At 73.5% G+C, this 18,550-nt stretch carries 17 protein-coding genes; 5 read left to right on the top strand and 12 right to left on the bottom strand.

Features of this window, described 5'->3' with window-relative positions:
- Positions 1-2 precede the first annotated feature (2 nt).
- The 3 genes from MicB006_RS14345 to MicB006_RS14335 are packed head-to-tail and all read left to right on the top strand — an operon-like array spanning position 3 to position 5,084.
- Entirely contained in the window at positions 3-1,724 is a 1,722-nt protein-coding gene (locus MicB006_RS14345) for an ABC transporter ATP-binding protein (protein WP_116506698.1), read from the top strand.
- Positions 1,721-3,526, top strand: a complete 1,806-nt coding sequence (locus MicB006_RS14340) for an ABC transporter ATP-binding protein (RefSeq protein WP_116506696.1) — start codon at positions 1,721-1,723, stop codon at positions 3,524-3,526. Before MicB006_RS14345 ends, MicB006_RS14340 begins: the two co-directional genes overlap by 4 nt.
- A gap of 34 nt (positions 3,527-3,560) precedes the next feature.
- Positions 3,561-5,084 (top strand): class I SAM-dependent methyltransferase, encoded by a 1,524-nt coding sequence (locus tag MicB006_RS14335; protein ID WP_116506694.1) that lies wholly within the window; start codon positions 3,561-3,563, stop codon positions 5,082-5,084.
- 41 nt (positions 5,085-5,125) lie between these two features.
- Here MicB006_RS14335 and MicB006_RS14330 read toward each other — a convergent pair whose 3' ends face one another.
- From MicB006_RS14330 to MicB006_RS14305, 6 genes are read right to left on the bottom strand one after another with little or no spacing between them, the layout of a single operon-like run.
- Complete coding sequence (locus MicB006_RS14330; protein ID WP_073827955.1) at positions 5,126-5,824, bottom strand: LysE family translocator; 699 nt, start codon at positions 5,822-5,824, stop codon at positions 5,126-5,128.
- On the bottom strand, positions 5,817-6,200 hold the full coding sequence (locus tag MicB006_RS14325) for a hypothetical protein (protein ID WP_225980749.1): 384 nt from the start codon (positions 6,198-6,200) through the stop codon (positions 5,817-5,819). Before MicB006_RS14325 ends, MicB006_RS14330 begins: the two co-directional genes overlap by 8 nt.
- A 5-nt stretch (positions 6,201-6,205) precedes the next feature.
- Positions 6,206-7,465, bottom strand: a complete 1,260-nt coding sequence (locus MicB006_RS14320) for a SidA/IucD/PvdA family monooxygenase (protein WP_116506690.1) — start codon at positions 7,463-7,465, stop codon at positions 6,206-6,208.
- Between the two features lie 16 nt (positions 7,466-7,481).
- On the bottom strand, positions 7,482-8,510 hold the full coding sequence (locus MicB006_RS14315; RefSeq protein ID WP_116511433.1) for an FAD-binding oxidoreductase: 1,029 nt from the start codon (positions 8,508-8,510) through the stop codon (positions 7,482-7,484).
- Positions 8,503-9,867 carry a class I tRNA ligase family protein gene (locus MicB006_RS14310; RefSeq protein ID WP_116511431.1) on the bottom strand — a complete coding sequence of 455 codons (1,365 nt, stop codon included), beginning with the start codon at positions 9,865-9,867 and terminating at the stop codon, positions 8,503-8,505. Before MicB006_RS14310 ends, MicB006_RS14315 begins: the two co-directional genes overlap by 8 nt.
- A complete protein-coding gene (locus MicB006_RS14305) occupies positions 9,860-10,237 on the bottom strand; it encodes a cupin domain-containing protein (protein ID WP_116506688.1) in 378 nt (125 codons plus the stop codon). Before MicB006_RS14305 ends, MicB006_RS14310 begins: the two co-directional genes overlap by 8 nt.
- Before the next feature lie 298 nt (positions 10,238-10,535).
- On the opposite strand from MicB006_RS14305, the gene MicB006_RS14300 reads away from it, so the two are divergent.
- Entirely contained in the window at positions 10,536-11,441 is a 906-nt protein-coding gene (locus MicB006_RS14300; RefSeq protein WP_225980748.1) for a helix-turn-helix domain-containing protein, read from the top strand.
- A 50-nt stretch (positions 11,442-11,491) separates the two neighbouring features.
- Here the strand turns inward: MicB006_RS14300 and MicB006_RS14295 are convergent, their stop codons facing one another.
- The 5 genes from MicB006_RS14295 to MicB006_RS14275 form a co-directional block, all read right to left on the bottom strand.
- On the bottom strand, positions 11,492-12,166 hold the full coding sequence (locus MicB006_RS14295; protein ID WP_116506686.1) for a pyridoxamine 5'-phosphate oxidase family protein: 675 nt from the start codon (positions 12,164-12,166) through the stop codon (positions 11,492-11,494).
- A gap of 94 nt (positions 12,167-12,260) precedes the next feature.
- Entirely contained in the window at positions 12,261-13,040 is a 780-nt protein-coding gene (locus MicB006_RS14290; RefSeq protein WP_116506685.1) for a DUF2470 domain-containing protein, read from the bottom strand.
- Between the two features lie 151 nt (positions 13,041-13,191).
- Entirely contained in the window at positions 13,192-13,488 is a 297-nt protein-coding gene (locus MicB006_RS14285) for a DUF1540 domain-containing protein (protein WP_013286940.1), read from the bottom strand.
- Between the two features lie 433 nt (positions 13,489-13,921).
- Positions 13,922-14,293 (bottom strand): hypothetical protein, encoded by a 372-nt coding sequence (locus tag MicB006_RS14280; RefSeq protein ID WP_116506683.1) that lies wholly within the window; start codon positions 14,291-14,293, stop codon positions 13,922-13,924.
- Positions 14,290-14,745 carry a MarR family winged helix-turn-helix transcriptional regulator gene (locus MicB006_RS14275; RefSeq protein WP_116506681.1) on the bottom strand — a complete coding sequence of 152 codons (456 nt, stop codon included), beginning with the start codon at positions 14,743-14,745 and terminating at the stop codon, positions 14,290-14,292. Before MicB006_RS14275 ends, MicB006_RS14280 begins: the two co-directional genes overlap by 4 nt.
- A 149-nt stretch (positions 14,746-14,894) precedes the next feature.
- On the opposite strand from MicB006_RS14275, the gene MicB006_RS14270 reads away from it, so the two are divergent.
- A complete protein-coding gene (locus tag MicB006_RS14270; protein WP_116506679.1) occupies positions 14,895-15,476 on the top strand; it encodes a VanZ family protein in 582 nt (193 codons plus the stop codon).
- Positions 15,477-15,559: 83 nt separating this feature from the next.
- Here MicB006_RS14270 and MicB006_RS14265 read toward each other — a convergent pair whose 3' ends face one another.
- A complete protein-coding gene (locus MicB006_RS14265) occupies positions 15,560-18,280 on the bottom strand; it encodes a sugar-binding protein (protein ID WP_116506678.1) in 2,721 nt (906 codons plus the stop codon).
- Between the last annotated feature and the right edge of the window lie 270 nt (positions 18,281-18,550).

The raw sequence follows: 18,550 nt of genomic DNA, 5'->3' as shown, positions 1-18,550 counted from the left end.
TCGTGTCCCCGCTTCCCCCCGGCAGCGCCGTCACCGCCCGGCACGTGCTCCGCCAGGCGCTGCGCCGCCAGCGCCGCCCGGTGCTGATCGGCGTGACCCTGCTCGGGCTGCACCAGGTCACCGAGGCGCTCGTGCCGGTGGCGATCGGCGTCATCATCGACCGGGCCGTGGTGACCGGCGACCCGTGGGCGCTCGCGTACTCCGTCGCCGGCCTCGCCGCCCTGTTCACCGTGCTGGCGTTCGCCTACCGCAACGGCGCACGCCAGGCGTTCGCGGCAGTGGAGCGGGAGGCGCACCTGCTGCGGGTCGAGTTGGCCGAGCGCGCGCTCGACCCGCGCGGGCACCGCTCCGGCCTGCGCGACGGCGAACTGCTCTCGGTCGCCGCCTCAGACGCCGAACTCTCCGCGTACGTGGTCCGGGTGGCCGGCTTCGGCGTCGCCGCGGTGAGCGCGCTGACCGTCGCCGCGGTCGCGCTGCTGGTCATCGACGTCCCGCTCGGACTCGGCGTGCTCATCGGCGTACCGGTGCTGGTCCTGGCGCTGCAACGGATGGCGCCGCTGCTGTCCCGGCGCAGCGCCTCCCAGCAGGAGGCCCTCGCGGAGACCACGGCGCTCGCCGTGGACCTCGTCTCCGGCCTGCGCGTGCTGCGCGGCATCGGCGCCCAGCACCACGCCGCCGGCCGGTACGCCGAGGCCAGCCGACGCGCCCTCGCCGTGACGCTGCGCGCCGCCAACACCAAGGGCCTGCACCTCGGGCTCACCACCGCCGCGAACGGCCTCTTCCTCGCCGCCGTCGCCGGGGTCGCCGGCTGGCTCGCGCTGCGCGGCCGGCTCACCATCGGCGAGCTGGTCACCGTGGTCGGGCTCGCGCAGTTCGTCGCCGAGCCGGTGCAGACGCTGGGCTACTGCGTGCAGCTGTTCGCGATGGCCCGCGCCTCCGCCGCCCGGGTCGGGCGCGTGCTCGGCGCCGAGCCGCTGACCCGGCCGGGCAGCGCGCCCCGGCCGGACCGCACGGACGGGCCGCGGCTCGTCCTCGACCACGTCGGCCACGCCGCGCTGGACGGGGTGTGCCTGCGCGTCGACCCGGGAGAGATCGTCGGCGTGCTGGCGTACGACCCGGCCGACGCGGACGCGCTGGTGGCGCTGCTGTCCGGGCGGGTGCCCGCGGACCGGCGCCGGGGCACGGTACGCGTCGACGGCGTACCCGCCGAGGACCTGGACGTCGACGCGCTGCGCGGCGCCGTCCTGGTCGAGCCGCACGACGTGACGCTGTTCGAGGGAACCGTGGCCGCCAACCTCGCCGCCGGGAGCAGGACCGAGGAGGGGCGCCTGCGCGCCGCGGTCCGGGCGGCCGCGGCGGACGACGTGGTCGACGCGCACCCCGGCGGCCTCGGCCACCGGCTCGTCGAGCGGGGCGCCAACCTCTCCGGCGGGCAGCGCCAGCGGCTCGGGCTGGCGCGGGCGCTGCACGCCGACCCGCCGGTGCTGGTGCTGCACGACCCCACCACCGCCGTGGACGCGGCCACCGAGGCCCAACTCGCCGACGGACTGGCCGGCGCGCGCCGCGAAGCGCCCCGGGGCACGCTGCTGGTCACCAGCAGCCCCGCCCTGCTGCGGATCACCGACCGGGTGGTGGTGATCGCCGACGGCCGGGTGACCGCCGAGGGGACGCACGAGCACCTGCTGGCCACCGACGCCCGCTACCGCGAGGAGACACTGCGGTGACCGCTGACCCGCGTACCGCCGAACCCACCCGGGTGTTGCTGCCCACCGCGACCGCCCGGCGGACCTGGACGACGCTCGGCGCGGAGTTCCGCCGGCGGCCCGGCCTCAGCGCCGCCGCGACCGCCGTGCTCGTCGCCGCCGCCACCGGCGGGCTGGTCGCGCCCTGGGTGCTCGGCCGCCTCGTCGACGACGTCATCGCCGACGCCCCGGTCTCCCGGATCGCCGGCCGGGTGGCGGTGATCGCCGGCGCGGCAGTGCTCACCGGACTGCTCACCGCCGCCGGGGCCGCGCTCGCGTCCCGCCTGGGGGAGACGGTGCTGGCCCGGCTGCGCGAGCGGGTCCTCGACCGGGCGCTGCACCTGCCCTCGGCGACGCTGGAACGGGCCGGCACCGGCGACCTGCTGGCCCGGGTCGGCGACGACGTGGCGGTGGTGACGAACGTGATCGCGGTCAGCGGCCCGGCGTTCGTCGGCGCGCTGCTGTCCGTGGTGCTGACCGTGTTCGGGCTGGTCGCGCTCGACTGGCGGCTGGGCCTCGCCGGGCTGGTCGCCGCGCCCGCCTACGCGCTGGCGCTGCGCTGGTACCTGCGCCGGTCGGCGCCGTACTACGCCCGCGAGCGCGTCGCCACCGGCGAGCGGACGCAGGCGATGGCCGGCGCGCTGCGCGGCGCGGCCACCGTGCGCGCGTACCGGACCGAGGACGCGCACGTCGCGGCGATCGCCGAGCGCTCCGGCGTGGCGCGCGACCTGTCGCTGGAGATCTTCAACCTGCACACCCGCTTCGGGCTGCGGATCAACAGGTCGGAGTTCCTCGGCCTGGCCGCGGTGCTCGTCGCCGGGTTCTTCCTGGTCCGCGCCGACCTGGTCACAGTGGGTGCGGCGACCACCGCCGCGCTCTACTTCCATCGGCTGTTCAACCCGATCGGCCTGCTGCTGATGGAGTCCGACTCGGTGCTGCAGGCCGGCGCGAGCCTCGCCCGGCTGGTCGGCGTGGCCACGCTGCCCGACACCGCCCCGTCCGACACCGCCCCGTCCGGGCCCGCGCCGTCGGCGGCCGGGCGGCGCGGCCCGGCGGCGCTGGACGTCACGGTCCGCCGCCACCGCTACGACGACGACGGCCCCCTGGTCCTGGCCGACGTCGACCTGCGCCTGGCCCCGGGCGAGCGGGTCGCGCTCGTGGGCGCCAGCGGCGCGGGCAAGAGCACGCTCGCCGGCATCGCCGCCGGGATCATCGCGCCCACCGACGGGTCGGTACGCCTGGGCGGCGTGCCGCTGACCGAGCGGGGCGAGCACGCCGTGCGGCGCGACGTCGCGCTGGTCAGCCAGGAGGTGCACGTCTTCGCCGGACCGCTCGCCGAGGACCTGCGCCTGGCTGCCCCGGACGCCACCGACGCCGAACTGCTCGACGCGCTGGACCGGGTCGGCGCCACCACCTGGCTGCGCGCGCTGCCGGACGGGCTGGCCACAGCGGTCGGCGAGGGCGGCCACCGGCTCACCGCCGCGCAGGCCCAGCAGGTCGCCCTGGCCCGGCTGGTACTGGCCGCGCCCGCCGTCGCCGTGCTGGACGAGGCCACCGCCGAGGCCGGCAGCGCCGGAGCGCGTGACCTGGACCGGGCGGCGCTGGCCGCCACCGAGGGACGGACCACGCTGATCGTGGCGCACCGGCTCAGCCAGGCGGTCGCCGCCGACCGGATCGTCCTGCTCGACCACGGGCGGATCGTGGAGCAGGGCACGCACTCGGAACTGCTCGCCGCCGACGGCCGGTACGGGCATCTGTGGCGCTCCTGGAGCGTCCCGGTATGATCGCTCACCGCCCATCGGCCCAGGTGAGGGGAACATGACCGACGCGCCGGCCCGCTTCGTGCTCTTCCCGGGGCGGCACCACCTGCTGACCCGGTTCCAGGCCGGCTACCTGCGGCGGCTGGCCGGGGACGACGCCACAGTGGTCTGGGCGGTGACGTCGGCCAACCACGAGAACACCAGGCGCAACCCGGTGCCGTACCACCGGCGGGAGGCCGCGATCGAACGATTCAGCGTGCTGAGCGGGCTGCGCTCGGTGGTGGTGCCGATCTTCGACACCGCGTACACCGACGCGTTCGCCGAGGTGACGCTGAAGTCCATCGCGGTGGCCACCGGGCTCGAACTCACCCCCGCCGACACCGTGCTGGCCTGCTCCACGCCGGAGGTCGCGAAGCTGTACGAGCAGCTCGGCTTTTCGATCGCGCAGGTCGAGGCGGACCCGGACCTGCCCGAGCCGCCCGAACGGCCGTGGGACGTGCTGCTGCGCCTGGCCGCCGGGGACGAGACCTGGCGCGCGCTCACCCACCCGGCCACCATCGACGTGTTCGAGCGCTACCGCCTGGTCGAGTCGATCCGGTCGGTGGTGAACGACCCGCTCGTCGGCGACGAGGGCGGTCTCACAGTGACCCGCGACTACCGGACCTACGTCGAGGCGTTCGCCACGGCCGCGCAGCGCAAGTGGGACTCGGTACGCCGGTACGTGCAGCCCGGACGCATCGTGGACATCGGCTGCGGCGCGGGCGCGGTCCTGGAACTGGCCGACCGGGAGGCCGCGCTGCGCGAGAGCGACCTGATCGGCGTGGAGGTCGCCCGCCACCTCTACCAGGAGTGCCTGCACAAGAAGGCGCAGGGCGTGTTCCGCAACGCCAACGTCTACTTCTTCCACCGCAACGTCCTCGGCGGAGCGGTGTTCAAGGACCGCTCGGTCGACACCACGCTCACGTTCGCGCTGACCCACGAGATCTGGTCGTACGGGCGGCGGCGGGAGTCGCTGCTGCAGTTCGCCCTCCGCATCCACGACCACACGGTGCCCGGTGGCGTCTGGATCAACAGCGACGTGTGCGGTCCGGACGACCCCCGGCGGCAGGTGCTCCTGCGACTGTCCACCGACGACGGCGACAACCCCGCCGCGCCCCGCACCGACCTCGCCGAGCTGACCTCGGCGGAGGTCCGGCGTTACGTCGGCGGGCTGTCGACGCGGGCGCGGCTGGACCAGTTCGCCGTCGACTTCGCGTTCGGCTTCGACTACGAGCCGCTCCCCGACGGCGCGGTACGCCTGGCGCTGGGCGCCGCGATGGACTACCTGACCCGCAAGGACTACACGGACAACTGGCTGTCGGAGACGCAGGAGCAGTTCTGCGGCCTGAGCTTCGCCGACTGGACGGACCTGCTCACCGAGGCGGGGTTCGAGATCGGCCCGGCCTCGGCGCCGGTGCGCAACCAGTGGGTGATCGACAACCGGATCGCGCCAGTCGCGTCCCTCACCGACCTCGACGGCCGGCCGCTGGACTGGCCGACCACCCACGTCCTCACCGTCGCCCACCGCCCCCGCAACCAGTGAGACCGACGGCGCCCGCCGCGTTCGGCGGGCGCCGTCGTCGCTCACCGGCTCAGCGCGATCCGGATCGCCAGGACGATCAGGATGAGCCCGGTCAGCCGTTCGATCACCAGCAGCACGGACGGCCGGGTCAGCCAGGGCTGCAACCTGTCGATGAGCATGATGTAGCAGGCCCACCAGAGCACCGCGAGGCCGATGAACGTGGCGGCGAGCACCGCCGTACGGGCCGCCGCCCCGTCGCCGGGCTTGACGAACTGCGGCACGAACGAGACGTAGAAGACGACCACCTTGACGTTCAGCAGCTGGCTGGTGACGCCCATGACGAACGAGCGGCGGGCCACGTGCGGCTCGTCGGCGGCCGGAGTGTCCGGCACCGGCGCGGGGCCGGTGTCCGTGTCCGGCCCGGCGCCGCCCGCGCCGACCGTGACCGGCTGCGCCGCCGGGACCGTCCGGCGCGGCCGGGTCGCCCAGAGGATCGTGCCGCCCAGGTAGAGCAGGTACAGCGCGCCGGCGACGCGCAGCACCGTGTAGAGCGTCGGCGAGGAGACCAGCAGGGCGGACAGGCCGGCGGTCGCGAACGACGCGTGCACCAGCGCGGCGACGAACAGCCCGGCCAGCACCACGAACCCGGCCCGCCGGCCGTACCTGACGGTCTGCCGGGTGACGAGCGCGAAGTCGACGCCCGGCACGATGATGATGAGCAGGCTGGCGGCGACGAAACTGATGATCTGGATGTCAGACACGACGCCGGCTCTCCTGTCCTCCGGCGAGCGCCGGCGCTGCCTCCTCGATGACGGAGACGCCGCTGTCCTGGCGTGGTCCGTGCCGGCGCCACTGTTCCCGCAGCCGGATCCGGCCGTCCGGCAGCCGTTCGGGCCGGGACTCGCACTCGCCGATGACTATGGTGCCGTCGGTGAGCACCTCCAGGTAGGCGAAGCGCACGACGCCCTGCGCGTCGCAGGTGCCGGCCAGCCGGCCGTGCCGGACCGGGCCGCCGGTGATCTCCGCCCAGACCAGGTCGCCACGCTGGTGGTAGTGCCCCCGCAGCGGCTCGGCGCCGTCACCGGCGTCGTGGTCCACCGAGACGAAGACGCGGCCGTCGTAGTCGAATGTCGTCATCGCGCTCACGCCCACCGGGTGCTCACGTAGTCGTCACGGAACCGGCAGACCGTGCGGCCGGCGATCGAGTTCAGGATCATCGCGCTGCGGATCGGCAGGATGCTCAGGTTGGAGTCGACGAGCCCCTGCACGTACCGCCCCCGGTTCAGCACGAAGATCTTGTGGTCGTCGGCGTGCTTCCACCGGATCGAGTAGTCCGACTCGATGACCGGTTCGCCGCGCTCGTCCACGTCGATGAGCGCGGACAGCTCCGGATCGAAGGGCAGCGGGGCCAGCCGCCGTCCCGCCGCGACGATCACGTTCACCGCCCGGTGCCGTTCCTCGCCGCTGCCGGCGGTGAGGCACTCCAGCTCGACCTCCCCGTCGAGCTGCCGGGCGCCGGTCACGGTACGGCTCGGCATGATCGTGACCGGGAACCGTCCGGTCCGCAGCCGCTCCTCGTAGTTGTGCTGGTAGACGCCGCGCAGCGTGCCGGGGGAGATGCCGTCGCTGGTCAGGATCTGCCCGGAGACCAGCCGTTCCCGCACGTCGCGGGACAGGTTGAGGAACGCCTCCTGGTAGGCGGGCCGGTACAGGTCGTTCGCCGAGGGGGAGTCCTCCAGCGGCGCGAACCAGGACCGCCGCCCGATCCACTTGATGTCGCGGCAGCCGCGGGCGAGCAGGGCCGCGACGCACTCCGCGCTGGTCTGGCCGCTGCCGATCACGATCCACGGCAGGTCCGGCTCGTCGGGCACGCCGGTCAGGCGCCGGTTCAGCTCGTCGGCGACGAACAGGTGCCGGGGATCCAGGGCGTCCAGGAAGTCCGGTACGAAAGCGACGGTCCCGCTGCCGAGCACCAGGTGCTGGGAGCGGGCGACCTCCGTGCCGCCGCTGCGGCTGACGATCGCGCCGTCGAACTCGACCCGGTCGACGCGGGTGCCGTAGGTGATGCGCGGCAACTGTTCCGCCGCCCACACCAGGTACTGCTGGTACTCGATCCGGGGGATGGTGTCGAAGCCGGCGCCCAGCAGGGCGTAGACCCGGCCGGTGGTGACCAGGTAGTTGAGGAACGACAGCGGGTGCGTCGGGTCGTAGAGCGAGACCAGGTCCTTGACCCAGCCGGTCTGCATGCGTACGCCGCTGTGCAGCATCCCGTCGTGCCAGCCCGGCTGGTCCCGCGCCTCGAACAGCGCGATGTCGTGCGGCGCGAGCGCGTCGTACATCGCGGCGAGGCTCAGGTTCGCCGGCCCCGCGCCGATTCCCACTGTGTGATAGGTCTGCGTCATCAGTCTGCCTCTGTGTCTAGCCGTGCGGGACACGGATCGCGGATCGGGAGTTCAGCAGGGCGGTGGCGGCGAGCCGGCTGGCGGCCAGGACGGTCTTGGCGGCGCCGCCGCTGCCGCCGGTGAAGGTGTGCACGGTGCCGGCCACGGCGCGCAGGGCCAGGCCGGGCGGGTCGCTGTAGCAGTCGGCGGCGCTGACCGGCGGGCCGTCCGGGCGCGGGTCCAGGCCGGGCAGCCGCCGTGCGGCGGCCGCGAGGACCCGCGCCGCCAGCCCGGTGTCCGGCGCGGGCGCCGGCGGGTCGACGTCCCAGCGGTCGCTGGGCAGTCCGAGAAGGACGCGCCCCGGACCGGCGGGCCGCCCGTACAGGCCGCTCGTCTCGTCGACGAAACACGGCAGGTCGGCCCGGCCGGTGCGGAGGTGGGCGTACTGGATGTGCTTGGTGCGCAACGTGGTCGGCAGCCCGGCGGCGCGGAGCAGGCCTGGCGTCCAGGCCCCGGCCGCCACGACGACGAGGTCGCCGGTGAGCCGGCGGCCGTCGCGCAGCTCGACCGCGCCGTCGCCGAGGCGGGCCACCGGCGTGGTCTCGGTCCGGGCCAGGCCCCGCAGGACGCTGCGGCGCAACCGGTCCGGGTCGAGGTAGCCGGCCCCGGGCTCCCAGACCGCCACCGTGCCGTCCGGCAGCCGGTCGAAGCCGAACCGCCGGGCGACCTCGTCGCGGGTCAGCACCTCGGCCCCGGCCACGTCGGCCGCCGCCCCGGCGTCGAGCAGGTAGAGCGAGCCGGTGGTCCGCCACCCGGCGGCAGTGGCGAGGGCCGGGTCGTCCAGCAGTTCGGCGAGGCTCGCGGTGGCCAGGGACCGGGCGGCCGGATCGGGCTCGAAGGCGCGTACCAGCCCGCCGGAGGCGGCGGTGGCGTCGGCGGGCCGGCCGTGCGGGCCGCCGCCGTGCGGGCCGATCAGCACCGCCTCGGCGCCCGCGTCCCGCAGTCGCCGGGCGAGCAGGACGCCGGCGAGGCCGGCGCCGACGACGAGCACCCGGGGTTCACCCATCGGAGGCCGCCGGTTCCGCGCCGCCGACGACGCCGAGCAGGCGGGCCGCCCGGTCCGGATCACCGGGGTACGCGGCCAGCGCCGCCCGGACGACAGTGGCCGGGTCGAAGTGCGCCAGGCGCAGCGCCTGCTCGCCCCGGGTCAGCTCGACGTCGGCGAGCACACCGTCCAGGCCGGGTACGGCGCCGGCGAGGGTCGCCGCGTACCGCGCCTTGAACGCCTCGTACACCTCCGGCCGGAAGTCGGACTCGTAGCTGTCCGGCCGGTCCCAGCTCAGGAACGCCCGCACCACTGCGGGGTCCTCGCCGGACAGGAACTCGTGCGCCCAGATCGCGTGCCCACGGCTGGTGGAGAACTTCGCGCCGGTGAGCCGGTAGAACTCGTTGACGACCAGGCCGGTCGGCCGGTCGGGCAGCCCGGCGGCCAGGTGCAGGGCCGGGATGAGCAGCGCGTAGTAGAAGGCGTTGTCCACCCCGAGGAAGATCCACTGCTCGTCCACGTCGCGCCACGCGTCGAGGTACCCGGCCAGCGTGTCCGCGTCCGGCCGCAGGTGACGGGCGGGCAGCAGCAGGTTCGCAAGCGCCATCTCGGCCCAGACGTCGATGCGCAGGCCGTCGTCCCACTCGACGCCCCAGTCCGTCGGGTACGCCAGCGGCACCTCCGGCAGCCCGCCGTCCAGGTACGACGCGACGAGCCGGCGCAGCCGGGGCGGCAGCACCGCCCCTGACCAGAACTCGGCGAGCCGTTCCCGGTGCTCGTCCAGCCGCAGCACCGGCACCGTGTGGGTGACCGGCTCCGGTGGCGCGTCGCAGCAGGTCGACAGCGCGTCAACCAGGTTCCCGGCGGTGCAGAACCCGCCGCACCCCTCGCAGGTGCCGCCGTTCGCGCCGGCCCCGCAGGCCGGGCAGCGCCCGGCGACCCGGACGTGGTGCAGGGTCCGCCGGCAGGCCGCGCAGGCGCGCAGCGACACCGGGGCGACCTCGACCACCTTCGCCGCGACCAGCTCGGTGAGCAGGTCGGCCACCGCCCGGCGGTACGCCTCGTCGGCCAGCGGGTCGGCCATCACGTCGTAGCGGATGCGCGCGGCGCGCAACGCGTCGTGGATCAGCGACCCGTAGCGGGCGACGGTGTCGGCAGGCGTCTCGCCGTGCGCCTCCGCCCGGGCGAGCACGTAGTTCTGGTGGGCGTCCAGCCCGCACTGGGTCACCACCCGGCGGCCGGCGGCGCGCAACGCGCGGGCCGCGACGTCCCCGGCGACGTACGGGCCGCTGAGGTGCCCCAGGTGCAGCGGACCGTTGGGGGTCGGCGGCGGCGTGACCAGGAGCACCGCGCCCCGCCTGGCCGGACCGTCAACCACGGTCGGTCCCGTCACCCGCGTCCGGCTGCCCGGTCTCGGGGCGCGGCACCCAGTAGATGCTCAGGATGGTGAGCGGCTGCTCGGGGGAGGGGTTGTGGATGACGTGGCGCTGCTCGGGTTCGAGCAGGATCACCCCGCCGGTCGGCACCTCGACCTTCTCGCCGCCCGCCTCGTAGATGGCGGTGCCGCGGGTCACCACGGCGAACTCGACCTCGGGGTGGACGTCCTCGCTGCTGCTGCCACCGGGCGGGATCACGCACCACATGGCGTCGAACGGCAACGGGCCGAGGTCGCGGTACTGGGTCCAGCGGCCGATCTGGATGCCGTACTCGTCGGTGAGTTCGGCGGTGTCGCTGACGTACCTTCGCATGTTCGTCCTCCTGGACGGCGCGACGCCCGTCGGGCGCGCCGGACGGATCAGGGTTTGCGGAGAGTGACCGGAAGTGGTGCTTCTGCGACGCCGAGCCAGCCGCCTGCCGGAGTGGCAATTCGACTTCGGTCGATAGCGTCGGTCCCACTGTGGACCTAACCTCGTCTGGCCAACAGGCGCTTCACCGGCAGATCACCGGCAATGGCGCCGCTGACTGCCCGCTCAGTGGTCGCGGCGTGGTGGTCCTCCTGCACGAATCCACCAGAACCGGTACGGAGACGACGCTGTGATCGGCTACATGGATACGTTGGGTGACGAAATTGCTACCGCTCGGCGACGAGCCAACCTGACTCAGGAGGAACTGGCCGCCCGCACCGGACTGAGCGTCCGGAGCATCCGGAACCTGGAGTCGTCGCGGGTGACCCGCCCGCGCCCGGCGACCGTCCGGCTGCTGCGCGACGTGCTCGGCCTGCCGGCCCATCCGGCGCCGGCCCGGATCCGCCCCATGCAGTTGCCCCTGGAGATTCCCGGCTTCACCGGCCGATCGGCACAACTGCGGCAACTCGACCGGCTGCTCGACGGCGGACCGCGGCGGATGTCCAGTGTCGTGGTGTGCGTCCTGATCGGACGCTCCGGCATCGGCAAGACGGCGCTGGCGCTGCGCTGGGCCCACCGGTCCGCCGCCCGGTTCGTCGACGGTGTGCTGTACGTCCAGCTCGGCGGCAGCGACCCGCGCCGGCCGGCGGTGACCCCCGCGGAGGCGCTCGGCGGCCTCATCGAGGCGCTCGACGTGCCCGGCGGCATTCCCTGCGGTCCGGCCGCGCGCGCCGGGCTGTACCGCAGCGTGCTCGCCGGGCGCCGGATGCTGATCGTGCTCGACGACGCGCGCGACGCCGACCAGGTGCGGCCGCTGCTACCCGGCGCCCCCGGGTGCATGGTGGTGGTGACCAGCCGGGACCGCCTCACCGGGCTGGTCGTCGGCGAGGCCGCGCGTCCGATCGTGGTGGACGAGCTGGCCGCCGGCGAGGCGTGGGAGCTGCTGGCGGCCCGTCTCGGCGAGCGTCGCCTCACCGCCGAACGCGAGGCGGTACGGCAGATCATCGCCCACTGCGCGGGCGTGCCCCGGGCGCTGGCGGTGGTGGCCGCCCGCGCGGCGGTCCAGCCCCGGCTGCCGCTCGCGGAGGTGGCCCGTCAACTGCGGTAGGACGCCACCGGTGGACCGGGGCGGCCGCGTGGCAGGCGCGGGCGCTCCGGTCAGCGCCGGTCGGCGCGAGTGCCCGCGCGGGCGGCCACGTGGGCCGGCACCGGCGCGGTCGGCGGGAGCGCCGGATCGGTCACCGGCTGCTCCCAGCGGGCCACGAGCGGAAGCTCTCCGGCCCAGAGCCCGAGCGCGGCGTCCGGGCTTTCACCGTCGTCCGGCGGGCCGCTGCGGGTCTTCACCGACGCCTCGGCCAGCGGCAGCGCCAGCAGGGCCGTGGCCGCCAGCTCGCGCCGGTTCGGGCGGCGGGCGTGGTCCCACTGGCCAGGTGCGACGTGCTCGGTGAGCAGCCGCAGTCCGTGCAGCTTCTCCTCGGTGTCCGTCACCCAGCGCGGACGGCCGTAGATCATCGCGCTGCGGTAGTTGACGCCGTGCTCGAACACCGAGCGCGCCAGCACCAGGCCGTCGACCACGGTGACAGTGACGCAGACGTCGGTGTCGGTGGTGAGGCTCCGGCTGGCCACCGAGCCGTGCAGGTAGAGGTGCCGGTCGTCGAATCCGTAGACGGTCGGCACCACCATCGGAGCGCCGTCGACGAGCACGCCGAGGTGGCAGACGAAGGCGGCCCGGAGCACGTCGAACAGGGCGGCGCGGTCGCGGTGCCCCTTCTCCTTCATCCGGCGCAGGCTCGTGCGTGGCGTCGCGGACAACTGCCCGTCGGCCTCGGTCATGGCTGATCTCCCGTCGGTCCCGCCGTTTCTACCGGGTCGGGCCGCGGTCCTCAAGGGCCGGCACACGCTCACCGGCAGGTGAGCGGCCGACGTGCTAGCCGAGCAGCGTCCGCAGCGCCTCGGTCAGGCAGTCCTCGGCGGTGACCGGGCGGGCGAAGGGCAGCCGCGTGTCGGCGTGGCCGTCCGGCCGCTCGACGCGCAGCACGATGCCCTCGGCGTCGAGGGCGACCGGGACGATCCGGGTCGATCCGGCGGCGGCGGGGTCGACGAGCGCGCCGAGCCGGTCGAGGAGGTCGCTGTGGCACCGCGTCAGGTGCTGAAGGTGGGCCGCCTCGTCGATGGCGATCGGGTCCGGCCGGGCGGCGCGGTACGCGCCGAGGTCCAGCGCGACGGGACGGGCGGCGCGGTCGAGGACGATCTCGTCCGGCTCGATCGTCCACAGCGCCACCGGCGGCAGGTCGAGCAGCGACATCACGGTGGCCGGGTCGCAGGCGTCGAGCGCGGCCGGGTCGAATCGGCGCGCCGTGCCGGTGATCCGCAGCCGGGCGCTTACCCGGGAGCGGACGGCGACCGGGGCGAGGTGGGTCACGTCGAGCCGTACGGCGCCGTCGCGCCCCCGCGCGGCCACCAGCAGGCCGCCGGTGCGGCTCATCGCGTCGACGGCGAGGACGATAGTGCCGTCGGGGAGGACGGCGTGGGCGGAGAGGAGGTCGGCGGTGGTGTCGCCGAGTGTCAGCCGCAGCGAGGAGGCGGCGGTGAGCACGCACCGGGCGGCGACGGCGTCGCGGGGCGCGGAGGTGACCGCCGACGGCCCCGTGGCGACCGGGGCGGTGCCGGCCGGCAGGGCCGGACGCCCGGCGGGGTGCAACGCCATGTCTGTCTCCTCGGCCGGGAAGGGTGAAGTCGGCCAGGTCAGACGTTAGTAGGTAAGCCTTACCTGTGCAACGGCGGGTCGGGTGCCGCACAACGCCGACGGGTCACGACGGTGACCGTCGTGACCCGTCCGGGCGTGGGTGTCCGCTTCGTCAGGCGGGCTGGTAGGTCAGGCAGTCGCTGACCGTGGCGCCGGGGCCGACCGTGATCGACTCGGCGGTGCAGGCGAGGTTGGTGTTGAACACGCACTCGGCCCGGGCGCACGCGCCCACCGCGCCGGTGACCTCCGCGATCCCGCCGCTCAGCGACGACTCGACGAACGTCGCGCAGGACGCCGCGTCGGCGCTCGCCGCCACGGTGATCGCGGGGGCGTGACACCCGTTGTCGTTGAAACTGCACGCGGTGGCGGCGCATTCACGTACCGGCGGAGACTGCAACAGGGTCTTCATGGTGCCTCCAAGTCATGCGGGCCGGCGGAAGTAAAGGCCGGCCTCGTGGTGCTCGAATGCCATTCGGTATTAGCCGTGCGGGCCGGGCTTCAAACCTGTCCGCCCGAAGTGAGGATCATGCTCACCATAGCAGCGGAATGCGGTGTCGGTGGCGGTTGACAGCCGTTCCCGCACGAACTTCCGGACCGACCAAGATGAGGCTTACCTTCGTTAGGAAAGCCTTTGTTTGCCGGCGCATGGCGGGCGTGCGGCGCCCCGTTCGCGCTGCTCCAGGCGCCGTTACGGTACGCGAATTGGTGCGCGGAAATCGACGGGCCGGAACCGGTAATCGGCTCCCCGCCGGTGGCAATCGCATTACCGTGCGCGGTGTCGGAACCGTAGCCGACGCATCCCGGCGGCGCGCAACTCTGGCCGCTGGTCCAGGGGGTCGGGCTCAGCTGAGAGCGACGGTGAGCGAGCACGCTGCCAGAACCACGCATGCCGGCGTCATCACCAGGCGTTCGGCGCGGCTTCGCGAGATTGCGTTGAGTGCGATCCCGATTGCGAAGTACCCGAAGAGCACCCAGGTCGCGATGCCGACGAACGGCCTGGAAGGCCCGAAGATTTCGGCGCGCGCGAGCAACACCCAGGCTGTGACGGCGTAGACGACGACCGACACTGCGCTGCCGACGCGGAGTCGCCGCGGCAGTGTCTCGTGCTGCCCACCCCATACCAGCCGCCCGTACGGCCGGCCGGCCGCGACGAGCACCTGGAGCGCAGCGAGTGCGGTGAGCACGAGGGTGGCCACGACGGCGGCGACGCTCATGCCGTCACCTCCTGGCCGGCGAGATGGCGTGTGGCGTTGGCGACGAGCGTGTTCAGCGCGCCCTGCAGCGCTTCGAGATCGACGCCGTCCTCGATGCCGTCGTCGATCTCGGCGAGCCCTTTCCATGCCGCGTCGAGGAGTTCCCGACCCTTTCTCGTGACGGCGACGCGATTCGCGCGCTGGTCGGTGGCATCCGGAGCGACCTCGACGAGCCCGCGCGCGACGAGCTCGACCAGGCGTTGCGTCACGGCCGCTCTGGACACGTCGAGGGCTTGGGCGATCTTGCTCTGTCGCGCGGGGCCGATCGCGTGGATCGTCACCAGCGCGGCGAACATCGAAAGGGTCACGTCGTGCGTGTTCCGCAGGTGCGTGTCAGCGACGCGGTCGACGAGCGTGGTGGCGCGGTGAAGCGTGAGTACGAGGCGTCGTGCCGAGAGCGTGGCGAGATCCATAATGTTAAGGTCTTACCAAAAGTGAGGTGGAGCGTCAACCCGTGGCCGACGGTGAGACCGCCGGGGGCAGGATGGCACCCTGAGCGAGCCGGGGGAGCCGGCCCGCGCCGGCCGGGAGCGGATCCTCGGCGTACGGAAGGTGGGGCGGCGTGATCAAGGGGTGGCACGGCTGGCTCGGCACGATCAACGGGGTCGTGCTCATCACGGTGGCCGCGCTGCCGTTCGCCGCGCTGGTGGTGTGGCTCCTGGCGCGCCGGCGCGGCGGCGGGCCGGCCTGGCGCCGGTCGCTGGCCGAGGTGGGCATCGTCTACGGGACCGTGCCGTGGGTCTGGATGATCATGTTGCCGGGTGACGGCGCCGGTGTGGTTCCCGGCCGGGTGAGCCTGGTGCCGCTGCGGGACCTGCTCACCGTCCTCGCGGGCGGGCCGCTGACGGTCACCGTCCAGATCGTGGGCAACCTGCTGGTGTTCGCGGCGCTCGGATTCTTCGGCCCGCTGCGGTTCGCGGCCCTGGCGTCGGTGTCGCGGATCCTGGCGCTGGCGGCGGCCTGCTCGATCCTGGTCGAGGTCGCGCAGTACGTCCTGCGGCTCGACCGCGTCTCCTCTGTGGACGACGTCCTGCTCAACACCGTCGGCGCCGGGCTGGCCGCGCTGGCCTCGCGCCGCTGGTGGCGGGCCCCGGCCGCGGCGTCGCCCGATCGGCCCCGGCCGGTCCCGGCGGCGGAACGCTGAGCGGCCCGGAGACGCACGATGGGCCGGACCTCACGGCCCGGCCCATCGCGTCAGCGCGTCAGGTCGACGCGTTCACCGTCCGGTCAGGAGAGCGTCTTCCCGAGAGCGGTGGTGGCGCCGCCGCTCTCGTACGAGACGAGGAGCGAGGTGCCGGCCGGGAGCGACCCGCTCAGCGGCAGGACGAGGGTGCCGTCCTTCCGCAGGCTGGCCTGGGCCTGCGCCACGACCTGGTTGCCGTCCCAGACGAAGGCCCGGGCGGTGCCGGCCTTCTTCACCTGGAGGTCCACCGAGACCTTGCCGGCCTTGTGGGTGACCTTCTTGATCTTCACGGTGTTGTCCGCCAGCTTGGCGTACCCACCCGGCGCCACCCCGTCCGAGACCGACTGCAGCAGGGTCTGCGGCGAGTCGACGCTCAGCGCGGCGGTGTCGGGCATGATCGGAGCCTTCGGCGCCGACGGCCTCGCCGGCAGGTCCGGCAGGAGCGCGTTGCCCCAGCGCCACGGGTCGGCCCGCACGCCGCTCCAGGTCGACCAGCCGACCCGGGTCTGCGAGCTGAGGTCCTGCGTGTCCGAGTCGTTGACCAGGATGTTCAGGCCCATCCGGCTCGGGTCGATGGTGTCCGGCAGCACGCTGAACGGAATCTTGACCTCGATCCGGTACCCGGTGTACGGGTTGCTGGTCACCACGGAGGCGATCTCCACACCCGGCGCGGTCTCCGGACCGCCCTGGTGGTTGTCCCGCTCCCGGGCGAAGCACGGCGGGTTGCCGTTGGCCGGGTCCCGCGTGGCCGGGAAGAGCGCCATGTTGAACACCGTGGAGGTGTTCGCCGAGTTGCCGCGCGGGTCGATGCCGAACTCGATGTTGTCGTTACGCCGCGGACGCTTGCAGTCCTCCGGCGGCAGGACGGTGCCGAGCACGTCATCGGTGATGTTGAAGATGGCGTACAGGGCGTCGTCGGTGTGGGTCAGCTGGGCGGTGCCGGAGATGTCCGACGCCGGGGCTGCGGTGCCCTCCCAGCGGGTGGAGATGTCGATGACCTCGCCGGTGTACTCGTGGTCGTGACCGTGACCGTCCACCGTCGGCGCGGTGGCGGCCTTCGGGATCGTGGTGGTCGGGACCAGGTTGAACACGCCCGGCTCGGTGGCGCTGCCACCGACGTAGCTGGTCTCGATCTGCACCCGGTAGGCGCCGTTGTCCGGCGCCCGGTTGGCAGTCGGCAGCGACGTGTCGGTGTTCGTGACGGTGAACGTCACCGAGGTGGTGGCGCCCGGCTGGAGCCCGCTGTACGGCAGCTGCTGCTCGGCCACGGAGAAGCCCGCGGGAACGTTCAGCTTCGCCGTGCCGGACTGGACCCGGGTGCCGTGGTTGGTCAGGTTGACCTTGACACTGCGGGTGCCGCCGCTGGGGATGTTCAGCAGCGACTCGATGAGCGCGTCGAGCTGCTGCGTCTTGTTCCGCACCGTCCAGGCGCGGAAGTCGGCGATCTCCTCCAGCGGCTCGAGGGTGCCGCGCACCGGAGCGGTGCCCTGCACTCGGGCGCTGCTGGTGCCGCTGCCGTCCTTCTTGCTGGTCAGCGTGGCGTCGAGCTTGAAGCGGGTGCCCACCTCGACCTGCGCCGGCGGGGTGACCGTGAAGGTCTTCACGACCTCCTTGCGCGGGCTGAGCGTGCCGACGTTGCCGTTACCGGTCACCGTCCAGCCGGCCGGGACGTCCAGGGTGACCTTGGCGCCCGGGATGGCCTTCTCGGCGTAGAGGACGGTGTCCACCGTGATGGGCTGGCCGCTGACGGCCTCCCAGGTGCGCGGACGCACGTGGACCTCGGTGCCGAGCGGCAGGCCGCCCGGGGCACGCAGGGTGGCGCCCTGCAGCGCGCCGGTGCCGGCGCCCACGTTCGGGTCCGGGTACGGGGTGCGGGTGTCGATCAGCGTCAGCCGGTTGCAGCCGATGTTGTCCGGGTTGGTCGTCGGGAAGGAGCTGTTGCCCCAGCCCTGCGACACGTACTCCCGGCGGGCCCAGGTCTGGACCGTGTTCCACCGGTTGCCGTCGTGCCGCGCCGACTCGTAGCCCTGCCAGGTGCCGAAGATGACGTTGCTGGCCTCGGCCGGCGTGAACGTGGTCTCGCAGGCGGGGCCGTTGGTGCCGGTGGTGCCGCTGCCGCCGGTCTGGAAGATGCGGGAGACCCGCCAGGGCTGGAGCCCTTCCTGCTTGATCTGCTCCGGGAACGCCTTCGGGTCGGCCGCCGCGTAGAAGGCCTCCACGGCCAGCATGGCCGCCTTCTGGTGGTTGCCGTGGTTGCCCTGCGTCGCCGAGGGGTTCATCGTGAGGATGACCTCGGGCTTGGTGGTGCGCAGGACCCGCACGATCCGGGACAGCGTCTCCTGGTGGCCCCAGACCTCCTCGGTCAGCGGGGCGCTGGCGGTGTACCAGAAGTCGAGCGCGTCCAGATTGTAGATGTGCTCGACGCCGGCCCAGCCGACGGCCTTGCGCTCCTCGGCCTCCCGCAGGATGCCGAGCTCCGGGCCCTCCTCGAGACCGGTGGCGTTGCCACCGCCCTCGCCGCGGGTGGTGGTGATGACGCCCGCCTTCATGCCGTGATACTCGTTCCAGTATCCGAGCATGCCGAGCTGGCCCGCCTCGTCGTCCGGGTGCGCGCCGATGAACATGATGTCCAGGTCGACGGGCTTGTCGGACTTCTTGGCCTGTGGCTTCGGTGCTGCGTTCTGGGGGTTGGCCTGGGCCGGAGTGGCCAGGCCCAACGACAGCAGACCGCACATGGCGATCGCTGCCGTGGTGCGCCATCTCATGGGCATACCTCTTCGTCTCGAAGCGAGAGTGCTGCGGCTGGGGGACGGTCACGGGCCCGGCGCGGGCCGGCTGACACGTGGCTCGCGCCGGGTCGTGACGCGGACAGCTGTCCACTGAGGACCGTGAGGTCCTCGCTGGTCGTGGTGCTCGACAACGGGATGGTGGTGTACACGCACCGTCACGGTGTGAGCGGTGCAGACGGTGGGAACGGGTCGATCCACCGGAAGGCCTTCGGGCCGTAACCTAGGGATCTTGCGGAGGCGTCGTCA

It is taken from the genome of Micromonospora sp. B006 (genome assembly GCF_003408515.1).
In the GTDB taxonomy this organism is placed as follows: domain Bacteria; phylum Actinomycetota; class Actinomycetes; order Mycobacteriales; family Micromonosporaceae; genus Micromonospora; species Micromonospora echinospora_A.
Note: the sequence above shows the minus strand (reverse complement) of the source record. Positions and strands in the feature narration are given on the sequence as shown.

Bases quoted from the DNA above. Each gene is read 5' to 3' on its own strand.
- MicB006_RS14335 (WP_116506694.1), top strand. From the start codon at position 3,561: ATGACCGACGCGCCGGCCCGCTTCGTGCTCTTCCCGGGGCGGCACCAC.
- MicB006_RS14325 (WP_225980749.1), bottom strand. From the start codon at position 6,200: ATGACGACATTCGACTACGACGGCCGCGTCTTCGTCTCGGTGGACCAC.
- MicB006_RS14320 (WP_116506690.1), bottom strand. From the start codon at position 7,465: ATGACGCAGACCTATCACACAGTGGGAATCGGCGCGGGGCCGGCGAAC.
- MicB006_RS14315 (WP_116511433.1), bottom strand. From the start codon at position 8,510: ATGGGTGAACCCCGGGTGCTCGTCGTCGGCGCCGGCCTCGCCGGCGTC.
- MicB006_RS14305 (WP_116506688.1), bottom strand. From the start codon at position 10,237: ATGCGAAGGTACGTCAGCGACACCGCCGAACTCACCGACGAGTACGGC.
- MicB006_RS14300 (WP_225980748.1), top strand. From the start codon at position 10,536: ATGGATACGTTGGGTGACGAAATTGCTACCGCTCGGCGACGAGCCAAC.
- MicB006_RS14295 (WP_116506686.1), bottom strand. From the start codon at position 12,166: ATGACCGAGGCCGACGGGCAGTTGTCCGCGACGCCACGCACGAGCCTG.
- MicB006_RS14290 (WP_116506685.1), bottom strand. From the start codon at position 13,040: ATGGCGTTGCACCCCGCCGGGCGTCCGGCCCTGCCGGCCGGCACCGCC.
- MicB006_RS14285 (WP_013286940.1), bottom strand. From the start codon at position 13,488: ATGAAGACCCTGTTGCAGTCTCCGCCGGTACGTGAATGCGCCGCCACC.
- MicB006_RS14280 (WP_116506683.1), bottom strand. From the start codon at position 14,293: ATGAGCGTCGCCGCCGTCGTGGCCACCCTCGTGCTCACCGCACTCGCT.
- MicB006_RS14275 (WP_116506681.1), bottom strand. From the start codon at position 14,745: ATGGATCTCGCCACGCTCTCGGCACGACGCCTCGTACTCACGCTTCAC.
- MicB006_RS14265 (WP_116506678.1), bottom strand. From the start codon at position 18,280: ATGAGATGGCGCACCACGGCAGCGATCGCCATGTGCGGTCTGCTGTCG.